Here is a 14,716-nt window from a genome sequence, read left to right on the forward strand (position 1 = left end):
TTTTCCCGGCGTACCGGTCCTGGCGCTGCAGATGCCAGATCCGATTCCACGAAGGAAAAGCCGTCATGCCCAGCCGTAATCACGCCCTCGTTTCCCGCAGTCCCCAGCGGCGTTCGCGCCGTCCCGCCTGGCGCCTGGCGCCGCTGACCCAGGCGTTGGCGGTGTTGCTGGTGGCGGGCGGCTGGAGCGGCGCGGCGCAGGCCCAGGCGCGGGCCTTCAGCCCCGGCTGGTTCGCCGACAAGAACGCGGTGCAGTCCACCGCGCAACGCACCGGTCGCATGCCGGATGGCTCGCTGGCCGGCATCGGCAACACGGCCCGCCAGCAGGCGCAGTCGCGCCAGCAACTGCAGCGCTCGCTGGACAACCTGAACCGCACCGCGGCGGCGGTGGCCGCGCAGCAAGCGGCGCAGGCGGCGGCCCGCGCGGCCGCGGCGGCCAACGGGGGCGGCGTGCCGGACGGCCTGGCGCCCGGCGGCCTGTGGATCGCCGAGGGCGCGCAGGCCAAGTGGGACGGCGCGAACAAACCCACCGCTGGCACCGAAGGCGGGCGCCAGCTGGTGACCATCGAGCAGACGCAGTCGCGCGCCATCCTGAACTGGGACACGTTCAACATCGGCCGCAATACCACGCTGCAGTTCAAGCAGGGCGCGGACGACGCGGTGCTGAACCGGGTGGTGGGCGCGTCGGCCAAACCCAGTCAGATCCAGGGCGCGATCAAGGCCGACGGCACGGTGCTGGTGGTGAACCAGAACGGCGTGATCTTCAGCGGCACCAGCCAGGTCAACGCGCGCAACCTGGTGGTCGCGGCCGCCACCATGAGCGACGCGCAGTTCCGCGAGCGCGGCATCTACGCCAACGCCGACGGCACCATCGCCACCTTCCAGGACGCGCTCGGCAAAATCGAGGTGCAGCCCGGCGCGCGCCTGGCCACCGCCACGCCCGGCAGCGCCACGCGCGGCGGCGGCTACGTGCTGCTGGCCGGCAAGGAAGTGCTCAACGCCGGCGAGATCAGCACGCCGCAGGGCCAGGCGCTGCTGGCCGCGGGCGACAGTTTCATCATCCGCCGTGGCCAGGGTTCGGACAGCAATGTCGCGTCCACCACCCGCGGCAACGAGGTGCAGGCGGCCGGCGACGGCCTGGCGCGCAACACCGGCCTGATCCAGGCGCCGCAAGGCGATATCACCCTGGCCGCGCGGCGCGTGGAGCAGGCCGGCGTGCTGGTCTCGACCACGTCGGTGGATGCGCGCGGCACCATCCACCTGGACGCGCGCGGCACGGGCGCGGCCGTGACGCTGGCGGAAAGCGCGGTCAGCGCCATCCTGGTGGACGCCAGCCTGACCACCGCGCTGGACGGCCAGCGCGGCAGCTTGCTGCAACCCGTCGTGGGCGGCAATACCGCCCTGGTGTTGGGCGACGAATTCCGCCGCGACCTGTCGCTGCTGCGCATCAGCAGCCAGGGCACCGTGGATTTCCAGGGCGGCTCGCTGTCGCTGGCCACCGGCGGCCAGGTGGCGGTGAAGGCCGACGGCCGCGCGCTGGTGCGCGACGGCGCGCGCATCGACGTGGGCGGCGCGGTCGGCGTGATCGTGTCGATGGAGTCCAACAACCTCAAGATCAACCTGCAGGGCAACGAGCAGCGCGATGCGCCGGTCAACCGCGACAGCAAGCTGCTGAACAACAGCGAGGTGTGGCTCGACCGGCGCGACCTGGTGCGCCTGGCGGCGGGCAGCGGCGGCAACGACGCCGACCGCTGGTACACCGCCGGCGGCCTGCTGGAAGTGGGCGGTTACCTGGGCACGCTGGGCGTGCCGGTGAGCCATTGGCTGGCGCAGGGCGGCGTGGTGCGCTTCGATGGCGCCGAGGTAGTGACGCAGGCCGGCTCGGCCATCAACCTGTCGGGCGGCACGCTCGACGTGCAGAGCGGCGAGATCCGCCAGAGCTGGCTGCGCGGCGAGGACGGCCGCCTGTACCTGGCCGACCGCGCGCCGGGCGACCTGCTCTACAGCGGCCTGTACCGGGGCTACGAGGCGGTGTCGCGGCGCTGGGGCGAGAACGCCACGCGGCGCTTCTACAACCCGTTGATCGCGCCGCCGACTCGCTACGAATCGGGCTATACCGTGGGTCGCGACGCCGGCACGCTGGTGATATCGACCCGCAACGCGGTGCTGGACGGCGACCTGATCAGCGACACCTACCAGGGCGACCGCCAGACGCGCGCGCCGGTGGCCGGCCAGGACGGCTACAGCCAGTCGCACCGCAACGCGGCGCGCGCGGCGCAGTTCGTGGTGGGCAGCTACAAGCCGTACTACGACACCGCCGGCAATTTCCTGCGCTACCAGCTGGGCGCCACCGGCACGGCCGCCGAGGTGGCGGTGGGCAAGGGCCTGGGGCAGCGTTCCGCGGGCCTGGATCTGACCGACGCGCTGCCCGCCGACCTGCGCGGCAAGCTGACCCTGGATGCCGATCGCCTGAACGGCTTCGGCCTGGGCGCGATCCGCCTGGCCGCCGGCCGCGGCATCAGCGTGGACGCCACCTTGCGCAGCGCCGATGGCGGCGAGATCACGCTGTATGCGCCCACCATCGACATCAACGCCGATCTGGTCAGCCGTGGCGGCCTGATCCAGGCGGGCAATACGCTGCGCCAGCCGAGCGAAACCGGCCGCCTCGAAGAGGTCACGTTGCCGCCGGCCAATGGCGCCAAGGCCGCGCTGCGCGTGGCGGGCGGTGTCGTGCTCGATACGCGCGGCCTGTGGAGCAATCTGAAGCAGGATCCGGCCGCGCAGCGCGGCCTGGCGGTCATCGATGGCGGCCGCGTGTCGCTGCGCGGCACCGGCGACGTGACGCTGGCGGCGGGCAGCCTGATCGATGTGTCGTCGGGCGCGGCGCTGCTGACCAGCGGCGCGGTGCAGGGCGGGCGCGGCGGCAGCGTGACGCTGGAGGCCAATGCGGTCAGCACGCAGCCCGAGTCGGGCGGCAAGGTGTCGCTGGCCGGCGTGGTGCGCGGCTATGGCGTCAATGGCGGCGGCGCCCTGAGCATCGCCAGCGGCGGCAGCCTGGTCCTGGGCGGTCCGGCCGATGGCCTGCCGGTCAATGTCGTGCGGCTGGATCCGTCCTTGTTCCAGGCCGGCTTCGCCAGCTATGACATCAACGGCCATGGCGGCCTGCGGGTCGCCGAGGGCGTGAATCTCGACGTTGCCATGCCGGTATGGCGCATGCGGCGTGAAACCGGCGCGCTGCCGCTGACGGGCGCCGATCCGGCCGAGGCCCTGCTGCTGTGGACGCCGCCGCTGTACGCGGAAGATCCCAAGCGCGGCAAGCTGACCCAGCGCGGCGGCGCCAGCCTGGCCCTGCGCTCGGACCGCGCGACCGTCGGCGGCGTGCTCGAGATCGGCGAAGGCGGGCGGGTCACGGTGGACCCGGGCCAGTCGATTCGCCTTGTCGGCGGCGACCAGATCACCGTGCTGGGGCGCCTGGTGGCGCCAGGCGGCCTGATCTCGATCCTGGATACGCGGGTGGATTCGCAGCAGAACTACACCCCCAAGGCCAACGGCCGTTCGGTGTGGATCGGCGAGCGCGCGGTGCTGGACGTGGCCGGCGACAGCCACGTCGCGCTGGCCACCGACGGCCGCCGCTACGGCGTGGCGCGCGCCGGCGGCAATATCGAGATCGGCGGCATGCTGGACTGGGAGGTCGACGCCTACGCCCCGCGCCGTCCGATGGACCGGCACCTGATCCTGCGTCCCGGCTCGCTGCTGGACGCATCCGGGGCGCAGGCGCTGGTGGACCTGCCCGGGCGCGGCGCCACGCTGCTGGCCTACAACGGCGGCAGCATCGTGCTGGCGTCGGCCAACAGCCTGTACCTGGACGGCGACCTGCGCGCCACGGCGGGCGGAGCGGGCGCGGTGGGTGGCACCCTGGGCGTGGCGCTGTCGCCCGCCTTCTATCTGAGAAACCTGGCCGAGGCCGAGGTGCTGACGCCGCGCGTCCTGACCTTGTCGCAGCAGCGGGGCGCTTCGCTGCTGCCCGCCGGCCTGCGTCCGGGCGAAGTCGGCGGCAACCTGCGCTATGGCGTCGGCGGCCTGGGCGTGGACCAGGTCCAGGCCGGCGGCTTCGGTAACCTGGCGCTGTTCGCGTCGATGCGGGTCGAGAACAGCCTGACGCTCGCCATGCCGCAGAGCCTGCGCCTGTCGGGCCCGCTGATGCTGGGCCAGAACGCGCCCGCGGGCAGCCTGGTGCAGCTGTCGGCCCCGTACATGTTCGTGAATCACGCGGCCTATGCGCCGCCGCTGGGATCCGACAGCGTGGTGCAAGTCGGCGTGGTGATGCCGGAGTGGCTCAAGCGCGGGCATCGCCTGGTGCTGGACGCCGGCATGATGGATCTGCGCGGCATGCGCGACTTGCTCAGCTTCGATGATGTCCAGGTCAACCTGACCGGCGACCTGCGCCTGACAGGCGTGTCCATGGGCCAGGACTTCAATGGCAATACGCTGCTGGCCGCGCCCAACCGCCTGACCATCACCGCGGCCCAGATCTACCCCACCACCCGCGGCGGCGGCGGGATTGCCGCGGGCGAATACTACGGGCAGGGCGGCGGCGGCGCGGTGAAGAATCCGGATGCGGTGCTGACGATCCGGCGCGCCACGGAGGGCATGCCCGACATGCCGTATTCCGCCTTCGGCGCGGTGACCTTGTCGGGGCCCAATATCATCCAGGGCGGGGTGGTGCGCGCGCCGCTCGGCTCGATTCTGTTCATGGGGCCCGAAGGCGCGCCGTCCAGCGTGCGCTTCCTGGCCGGCAGCGTGACGTCGATCAGCGGCCAGGGGGTGGTAATGCCGTATGGCGGCACCACCGACGGCATCAAGTACCTGTACGGCGGGCAGGAGATCCGGACCAGCGGCGTGGGCGGCAATGACACGAACGGCGCGCCATCCCGCATGATCCAGATCAACATGAAATCCGTCGTGGCCGAGGCCGGCTCGCTGCTGGACCTGTCCGGCGGCGGCGAACTGACCGGCGCCGCGTTCGTGCGCGGACGTGGCGGCTCGGTGGACGTGCTCAAGTACGCCATGGCGGACGCCAATCCCGGCTTCGGTTTCAGCAAGTCCGGCAATGCCGTCTATGCCATCGTGCCCGGCTTCGGCGGCGACTATGCGCCGGCCACGAAAGACGCCGCCATGCCTGCGTACGGCCAGCGCGTCACCATCGGCGCCGGCGTGCCGGGGTTGCCGCCCGGCACTTACACGCTGTTGCCCGCCAATTTCGCCATGCTGCCGGGCGCGTTCCGCGTCGAGGCCTTTGCTCCGGGCGTGTTCGACGCCGCGCAGGCCGCGCCGACCCGCGGCGGCTCCTGGGTGACCACGGGCCGGATGACGGCGCCGGGCGTCAACCCGGGCGCGGTGCTCGCCAGTCAGCTGCTGGTGACGCCGGGCGACGTGGTACGGCGCCATGCGCAATACAACGAGACCTCGTACAACGCTTTCCTGGTGGCGAACGCGGCGCGCACCGGCACGCCGTTGCCGATGCTGCCGGCCGACGCGGGCATGCTGCGCCTGAAGCTGACGCCGGGCGCGGGCCGCGAAGGCACGCCGGCCCTGTCGTTCGGCGGCGTGGCGCGCTTCTCCGCGGCGCCGGGCAGCACCGGCGCGGGCGGCACCCTGGCCGTGGACGTGCGCGGTGGCGGCCTGGAAATCCTGGGTCCGGGGCAGGCGCCGGCCCTGGCGGGCCCTGGCGTGGCCGTCTCCGCGGACGCGCTCAATGCCTTGCGTCCGGCCCGCATGGTGCTGGGGGGCGTGATAGGCGCCTCCACCCAGGCCGATTCGCTCGGCGCGATCAGCCTGGCCGGCGACGCCCAGCGCGTGCTGGTGCGCGGCGGCGCCAGCCTGTACGCGCCGGAGATCGCGCTGTTCTCGCCCCACAACGGCAATATCACCATCGAGCAGGGGGCCGTCCTGTCCACCGTCGGGCTGGGGCCGGCGCCGCAGGACGCGCGTGGCGGCTACTACTATTCGGTCCAGTCCAACGGCGCGTTGGTCCTGTCCAATGGACTGGTCAACCTGCGACCGCCGACGCAAGACGGCCGCGTGGCCATCGACATCGGCGCCTGCGCGAGCGTCTGCTCGGGAACCACGCGCCTGGTGTCGGAAGGCACCCTGGGCGCGGCCACCAACGGCGCCTTCACCTTGCGCGACAACGTCGAGTACGGCACGCGCAACCTGATGCTGAGCGTGTCCGGCCTGAACCTGGGCTCGCCGCAGGCGCTGGCCCAGGCCGCAGCAGAAGGACAATTGCCGCCCGGACTGGCGCTGGACCAGGATGCCCTGGCGCGGCTGCTGCGAGGCAATACGGCGCTGGGCGCGCCCGCGCTGGAAAGCCTGATCCTCAATGCCGCCGAATCCATCAACGTGTATGGCGCGGTGACGCTGGACACCCGCGCCGCGGCCGGTCCCTCGGCGTTGCGGCGCCTGGTGCTGGGCGCGCCGGCCGTGTATGGCTATGGCGCGGCGGGCGACACGGCGCGCATCAGTGCGTCGGAATTCGTCTGGGCCGGCTCGGTCAGGGCCACGACGGCCGGCAACGTGCCGTTGGGCTACGACCAGCCCGCGGCGCCGGGCGGCGCGGTGCTGGATCGCCTGGGCGACGGCAGCCTGACCATCGCGGCCGATGTCATCCGCTTCGACTACTCGCCCTACACGGTGCCGGCCTCGCTGGTGCCGGCCAACCGGCTGGCGCTGGGCTTTGCCGCGGTCAACCTGGAGGCCGCCCAGATGATCACGGGCGTGTCGACCGGCAGCCTGCACGTCTATCACAAGCAGAACGGCTATGTGGCGCAAGAAGGCTGGCGCTACCAGGGCGGCGATCTGACGCTGCGCACGCCGCTATTGACCGGCGAGGCGGGCGCGACGCTGGCGTTGCGCGCCGGCGGCGCGCTGGCGCTGACGGGCACCGGCGCCGTGGCGCCCGCCCGCGACGTGCTGGGCGCCACGCTCGATCTGAAGGCGCAGCGCGTCACGCTGGATTCGACCGTGGCGCTGCCGTCGGGCAAGCTGACCGTCAAGGCCGATGGCGACATCACCTTGGGCGCCGGGGCGCGCATCGACCTGGCGGGACGCGCCTTCACGGCGTTTGATGCCACCCGCTACAGCTGGGGCGGCGACCTTGAACTCAATAGCGTGACGGGCAATATCACGCAGGCGGCCGGGTCGGTCATCGACCTGTCGGCGCGCAACCAGCGCGGCGGCCGCATGCAGGCCGTGGCGCTGGGCGCGGCCGGCGGCCACGTGGCGCTGGACGGCGTCATTCTGGGCGGGGCCAGCGGCGAGCACGACGCCGGCGGCACGCGCGTGCCCTATGACGGCGCCGAGATCACCCTGCGCGCGCAGACGCTGGCGGATTTCGCCGGCCTGAATCAACGGCTGAACCAGGGCGGCGTCACCGGCGCCCGCCGCTTCCAGCTCAAGCAGGGCGACCTGGTGGTGGGCGACGAGTTGCGGGCGCGCGTGGTCGAGATCAGCGTCGATGGCGGCAGCCTCACCATCAATGGCCGCATCGACGCCAGCGGCCGCCAGGTCGGCAGCATCCGCCTGGCGGCGCGTGACGACCTGCGCATCAACGGCCTGCTGGACACGCATGGCGCACGCCTGCGCCTGGACAGCTATGGCAAGGTGATCGACGCCGCCAACCGCGCCATCATCGAACTGACCTCGCGCGACGGTACGCTGGCGCTGGACGCTGGCGCGCGCTTCGACCTGCGCGCCGGCACCGACGACCCCAGTCGCCTGGGCGGCCGCCAGCTCGGCACGCTCGACCTGAACGCCCGCCGCCTGGGCGGCGGCGGCGAGCGCGGCGCCATTGCCGGCTCCGGCGACGGCGCCAATGACGTGGCCATCCGCATCACGGGCACGCCGCAGATCCTGGGCGCCAAGACCGTCGCCGTGAACGCCTTCCGCCGCTACGACGACGCGCCGCTGGCGCCCAAGCCAGACGTCAGCGGCAAGACGCCGCAGCTGATCACGCAGGCCTACCTGGACGGCATCGACGGCGAGAGCGTGGCCTACATCAACGCCGCGCTCGGCAATGGCGCGCTGACCGCCCGCCTGGCGGCCCTGGGCCCGTACCACCTGCGCCCCGGCGTCGAGATCGTCAGCGCCACGCCCGATGGCAACCTGACGGTGTCGGGCGACATCGACTTGTCGAACTACCGCTATGGCCCCAATGCCAACCGCACGGTGGCCGCGCTGCGCGGCTACGGCGAGCCCGGCAAGCTGGTGCTGCGCGCCGGCGGCGACCTGGCCATCCACGGCAGCATCAACGACGGCTTCGCACCGCCGCCCGAGACGATCGACGACAGCGGCTGGAAGCTGGTCGAAGGGCGTTTCCTGGGCAATGGCCAGACGCCGTTCGGCGAGGATCTGGTGGTGCCCATCGATGGCGTTCAGCTGGAAGCGGGCACGGTGTTCCCGGCCGGCCGGGCGCTCAATTACGACCTGCCGGCGCAGGCCGCCACGCTGCCGGCCGGCACCGTGCTGCCGATGGCGGCGACGCTGAACGGCCCGCTGGCGCTGCCCGCCGGCCTGGTGCTGACCGGCGACCTGACGCTGGCCGACGGCCGCGTGCTGCGCGCCGGCTCGGTGCTGCAGGAGGCGCTGACGCTGGGCGCGGGCGCCCGCCTGGGCGTGGGCTTCACGCTGCGCAACGAGGCGGCGCTGCAGGCCTTCACCTGGCCCAAGGGCGTGGCGCTGCCGGCGGCGCTCAAGGCCAGCGCGCGCCTGGAGCTGGCGCGCGGTTCTTTGATCCCGTCGCAGACTTTCATCGAACTGCCGGGCCATCAACCCATCAACCTGCGTCCCGTCGGCCCGGATGGCCGGCAGGGCCGCAACTGGGCCCTGGCGCCGATGCTGGGCGAAGGCGCCAGCGCCTGGAGCCTGATGGCGGTGGCGGGCGCCGACCTGACGGCGGCCGACATGGCGGCGCGCCGGCCGGACGGGCAGGGCGACATCATCCTGGCCGACACGCACTATGGCCGGCTGGGCTATGGCAACAAGACCACCACCAACGTATTCATCGGCGAGCGGGTGCTGACGCAGCTCGCCATCGACGAGTTGGAATTGGATCAGTCCCTGCTGGGAACCTCGCCAAAGGCCATTGCCGAAAGCTTCTTCATGACGGAGGACGACTTCTGCAACGGCACGGGCTATTGCGAGGCGGGCAAGCGCAAGCTGACGGCGGCGGGTTCGCTCTACTGGTTCGGCGACGAGTCGGGCAAGGGGCGCTACGTGACGGAGCTGGAGGCCGAGTGGGGCGTTTCGGAGGAGGAATTCTGCGGGGCGGCCAGCTATTGTGAAGGCGGCGGCCGCACCGAGACCACCGTCACGCGCGACTACCGCTACGCCGACCGCACGCCGCTGTTCAGCGTGCTGCGCACCGGCACGGGCGATATGTCGCTGCTGGCCGGGCGCGACGTCGGCATGGCGTCGGTGTACGGCGTGTACACGGCCGGCGCGCCGTCGTCGCTGGGGGCGGCGCTGGACGCGCGCTTCAACCTGCCACGCGGCACCACCGTCGATGACGCCGTGCTGGGCACCATCCAGTACGACGGCAAGTACGACGCGGCGCTGGCCGCCTACCGCGCCTGGTACCCGGACCAGGGCGGCAACCTGACCGTGGCGGCCGGCCGCGACATCTATGGCGACGCATGGAGCAAGAATTCCATGAACGCCCAGCCCTACGGCAGCCAGGACGCCGAATTCTCCAAGTACCCCAGCGCCGCGCTCAGCAACTGGCTGTGGCGCCAGGGCAGCGTGGGCATGCCGGGCGTGACGGACATCGCGTCGAGCTGGTGGATCAACTTCGGCGCGTACGCCAACAATTCGGCCTCCAACAGCGAGCAGCCCCGGGTGGTGGGTTTCACCGGCTTCGGCACCCTGGGCGGCGGCAATCTCAGCATCAGCGCCGGACGCGATGCGGGCGTGCGCGATGCGCGCGGCGACGCGCTGCTCAACAACAATCTGGCATCCGGCCGTTCGCAGGCCCTGGTGGCGGTGGTGGCCGGCACCGGCCGGGTGGTCGGCGGCGACCTGGTGTTGACGGGCGGCGGCGACATGGATCTGCGCATCGGTGGCGCCTACAACCCCAATCTGCGCGCGATGCAGCAGACCGACGGCAGCGCGGGCACGGGCACCGGCTATGCCGGCAACTTCGAGGATGTCGATCTGAACGGGCTGCTGGTCAATCTGCGCGGGCAACTGGCGTTGACGGCGGGCCGCGTCGGCGGCATCTCGCTGTTCTATGGCGACGGCGCGCAGCTGCGTGCGCCCGATATGTCCGCGGTGGGCGGCGGCAAGCCCATGGGCGGGCCGCGCCTGTTGCTGGGCGATGCGGTGGCCTCGCTGGATACGCGCGGCGACCTGGTGCTGGCCGACGCGCCGGATCCCGGCCGTGTGTTCCAGATCAATACCAGCCCCTACGTCCAGGGCAGCCTGTCCAAGGGCGGCGGCGCCGAAAGCTGGTTCACGTTGTGGACGCCGGCCACGGCCATCGACCTGTTCTCGGCGGGCGGCAACCTGACGCCGCTGACCGCCAACAATACCTTCAAGCCGGGCACGGACCTGCTGACCGATGACACGACCCGATTGGGCGCGCAGCGGCAGATGAGCTACCTCTACCCGTCCAGGCTTGGCGTGACGGCGGCCGGCGGCAATATCATCCTGGCCGCCACCACGCGCGAGGCGGAAGGCGTCAATCACGTGCTGTTGCTGGCGCCGTCGTCCAGCGGTGAATTGTCGATGCTGGCCGGCGGCTCGATCTTCGCCGCGGGCGCGCATGCGGTGTCGATGTCGGGGGCGGACACGCCGCTGCCGACGCCGTGGCGTCCCGGCTTCATGGCCGTCAATGCGGGCGAGACCAACGACCAGACCATCTTCAATATCTCGGTCGAGGGCAACAAGGTCTGGCCGAACTCGCCCAAGCCGCTTTTCACGTTCGGTCCCGATACACCATTGGATGCGTCGCCGCGCGAAGGCGGAACGGGAGTGGCGCGTTTCCATGCCGTGAATGGCGATATCGTCGGCCTGCGCGCCGGCGCCGAGACGCGGATCGCGACAACGGTCCTGCAGGGCCGGTCCAGAACCGTGCTGACCTGGTACGAGGCCGCATTGCCGGTTTCGGTGCGGGCGGGGCGCGACATCCTGGGGATGAGCGCGCTGGGCCTGCACAGCAACGCCAACGACCTGTCGCAGGTGATGGCCGGGCGCGACATCGTGCAGGCCGATCTGAAGGTGGCCGGCCCCGGCACGCTGCTGGTGCAGGCGGGCCGCAACATTCGCCAGGACGACGTGGCCAGCATCGTCAGCGTCGGCGCCATCGTGCGCGGCGACGCGCGCCCCGGCGCCAGCGTTGCCGTGCTGGCGGGCGTCGGACCGCAGGGGCCGGACTACGCCGGCCTGCTGGCGCGCTACCTGGACCCGGCGCGGGCGCTGGCCGCCGGCCAGACGCTGGGCGCCAATCCGGACGGCGTGGTGCAATCCTACGCCGGCGAGCTGTCGCTGGCCGGCTGGCTGCGGCAGGTGTATGGCTACCAGGGCGACGAGTCCGGCGCGCCGGCCGAACTGGCGCAGCGCCAGGCGCAGCTGGATGCCGAGGTGGCGGCCGATCCGTCGCGCAAGCGCCGCGACCTGATGCAGGACTATCGCCAGGAAAGCGAGCTGCACCTGGTCAACTGGCTGCGCGCGCATCATGGCTACGACGGCGGCGAGGACGGCGCGCGCGCCGCGCTGGATGCCCTGGCGTCCGAACAGCAGGGCATCTATGCGCGCCAGCTGTACTTCGCCGAACTGCGCAAGAGCGGCCGCGAGTACAACGACCAGGACGGCCCGCGCAGCGGCAGCTACCTGCGCGGCCGCCGCGCCATCGCGGCGCTGTTCCCGCAGACCGACGCCGAGGGCGCGCAGCGCCTGTACCAGGGCGACTTCACCATGTATGGCGGCGCCGGCCTGCGCACGCAATTCGGCGGCGACATCCAGCTGCTGACGCCGGGCGGACAGCAGGTGCTGGGCATCGAGGGCGCGGCGCCGCCGGCGACGGCGGGCGTGGTGACGCAGGGGCAGGGCGACATCCAGCTGTACGCGCTGGGCAGCGTGCTGCTGGGCCAGAGCCGCATCATGACCACCTTCGGCGGCCACATCCAGGCGTGGTCGGCCGAGGGCGACATCAACGCCGGCCGCGGCGCCAAGACCACGGTGATCTACACGCCGCCCAAGCGCGTCTACGACGCCCTGGGCAACGTCACCCTGGCGCCGACGGCGCCGTCCACCGGCGCCGGCATCGCCACGCTGGCGCCGATCGCCGAAGTGCCGGCCGGCGACGTCGACCTGATCGCGCCGCTGGGCACCATCGACGCGGGCGAGGCCGGCATCCGCGTGTCGGGCAACGTCAACGTGGCGGCGCTGCACGTGGTCAACGCGGCCAACATCCAGGTGCAGGGCGACAGCAAGGGCATCCCGGTGACGGCAGTGGTCAACACCGGCGCGCTGTCCTCGGCCAGCGCGGCGTCCTCGGCCGCGTCCGGCGCGGCCGAGGACTCGGTGCAGCGCGCCCGCCAGCAGTCGCGGCAGAACCAGCCGTCGGTCATCAACGTGCAGATCCTGGGCTATGGCGAGGAGCCGCTGGCCGGCGCGGGCGCGACGCCGCAGCCGCGCGCGGCCACGCCGTCCTACCGTCCCGACGGCGTGGTGCAGGTGCAGGGCGCGGACAGCGGCGGCTGACGCCACGGGGTTGCAACCGGTCGGCAAAAAGCCGGCCGGTTGTCATGCCGCCGTCATCAAGACGACGTGCGAAAAACGCATCAGGGCCCGGCGAAAACCGGGCCCTGATTCTTTCTTGCGCACCTTTTCCCCGGGCCCGCGCTGTTTCATGAAATTTTTCTTACAACGCGCAGTCCGCGCCCTCCGGGAACGTCTAGTAAGAAGCAGAAGCTGTAGACGCGGGTATGCGGGCAGAAAGCCGTAACAGGATTGTCGCAAGCGCGCTGCACGGTAGCGGCCGGTGCCAGACCGGCTATCACACAAGGAACTGAGTGCATCGCTATGCATGATTTCGAGAGCAAGGGCGGCGCGCTGCGCGCCATGATGCGCAGCGCGCCGGGAGCGGTGGTGCTGGCGTTGGCCGCGAACGTGGCCTGGGCGCAACCGGCGCCGGCCGCGCAGGAGGCGCGTCGCGTCAACATCAACGAATACATCGTGCGCGGCAACACCGTGCTGGATGCGCGCGACATCGAGAAGGCCGTCTATCCCTACCTGGGACCAGACCGCACGCTGGCCGACATCGAGTCGGCGCGCGAGGCCTTGCAGACGGTCTACCAGGAGCGCGGCTACCAGTCCGTGTACGTCGACCTGCCCGAGCAGCAGGTGGCCGACGGCATCGTGTTCCTGCAGGTCGCCGAAACCAAGGTCGGCCGCGTGCGCGTGGTGGGCGCCAAGCACTATTCGCCGCTGACCATCCGCGACGAAGTGCCGGCGCTGCAGGAAGGCGAGGTGCCCAACTTCAACCAGGCGCAGGCCGAGCTGACCAACCTGAACAAGGGCGCCAGCCGCCAGGTGGTGCCGCTGGTCAAGGAAGGCCGCATCCCGGGCACCATGGACGTCGACCTCAAGGTCGAGGACAAGAACCCCTGGCACGCCAGCCTGGGCCTGAACAACGACTACAGCGCCGACACCACGCGCCTGCGCAGCACGGCGTCGCTGGGCTATGACAACCTGTGGCAGCTGGGCCATTCGGTCAGCCTGACGTTCTTCACCGCGCCGCAGGAAACCGACAACGCCAAGGTCTGGTCCGGCTCGTACTCGATGCCGCTGGGCAAGCAATGGAGCCTGCAGTTCACCGGCTACAAGAGCGACAGCAACGTCGCCACCATCGGCGGCACCAACGTGCTGGGCAAAGGTCACTCGTTCGGCATGAGCGCCATCTACACCATGGCGCCGCAGGGCGACTGGTACAACTCGCTGTCGGTCGGCCTGGACTACAAGAAGTTCGACGAGACCACGCGCTTTGGCGGCAACGAAGACCTGATCCCGCTCAAGTACGTGCCGTTCACGTTCTCGTACAACGGCTACCGCTATTCCGAGGCCTCGCAGAGCAGCGTCGGCCTGTCGATCGTCGGCGCCAGCCGCTCGTTCTTCGGCCTGGGCAGCGACTGGAAGGAATTCGACGACAAGCGCTACCGCGCCAGCCCCAGCTTCGCATTGCTGCGCGGTGACGGCACCCATACGCAGAACCTGTTCGGCGACTGGCAGCTGGGCCTGCGCGGCGGCTTCCAGCTGTCCTCGGGCGCGCTGGTCTCGAACGAGCAATTCTCCGCCGGCGGCAGCACCAGCGTGCGCGGCTACCTGGCCGCCGAGCGCACCGGCGACGACGGCTTCCTCGGCTCGGTCGAGTGGCGCACGCCGTCGCTGGCGCGCTGGCTTGGCAGCAATGTCAACGAATGGCGCTTCTATGCCTTCGCCGACGCCGCCACGCTGCGCCTGCGCGACCCGCTGCCCGAGCAGGATTCCAGCTATTCGCTGGCCAGCGTCGGCCTGGGCACGCGCCTGCAGGTGCTGGACTGGCTGTCCGGCTCGCTGGACTGGGGCTATCCGCTCAAGGACGGCCCCAACACCAAGAAACACGATCCCCGATTGAACTTCAGCGTCCGCGCCAGCTTCTGAGCGCGCGCGAAACCGTATTT

General features: G+C 71.2%; 2 protein-coding genes. Both read left to right on the forward strand.

Going from position 1 to position 14,716, the window contains the following annotated elements:
- Nucleotides 1–65: 65 nt before the first annotated feature.
- On the forward strand, nucleotides 66–12,758 hold the full coding sequence (locus I6I07_RS17820) for a filamentous haemagglutinin family protein (RefSeq protein WP_198483087.1): 12,693 nt from the start codon (nucleotides 66–68) through the stop codon (nucleotides 12,756–12,758).
- A 321-nt stretch (nucleotides 12,759–13,079) separates the two neighbouring features.
- Complete coding sequence (locus I6I07_RS17825; protein ID WP_198483088.1) at nucleotides 13,080–14,696, forward strand: ShlB/FhaC/HecB family hemolysin secretion/activation protein; 1,617 nt, start codon at nucleotides 13,080–13,082, stop codon at nucleotides 14,694–14,696.
- The last annotated feature ends 20 nt before the right edge of the window (nucleotides 14,697–14,716 follow it).

Origin of the sequence: Achromobacter deleyi, from assembly GCF_016127315.1 — a bacterium.
In the GTDB taxonomy this organism is placed as follows: Bacteria; Pseudomonadota; Gammaproteobacteria; order Burkholderiales; family Burkholderiaceae_B; genus Achromobacter; species Achromobacter insuavis_A.

Excerpts from the sequence above, each read along its gene's own strand:
- I6I07_RS17820 (WP_198483087.1), top strand. The coding sequence starts at position 66 with ATGCCCAGCCGTAATCACGCCCTCGTTTCCCGCAGTCCCCAGCGGCGT.
- I6I07_RS17825 (WP_198483088.1), top strand. The coding sequence starts at position 13,080 with ATGCATGATTTCGAGAGCAAGGGCGGCGCGCTGCGCGCCATGATGCGC.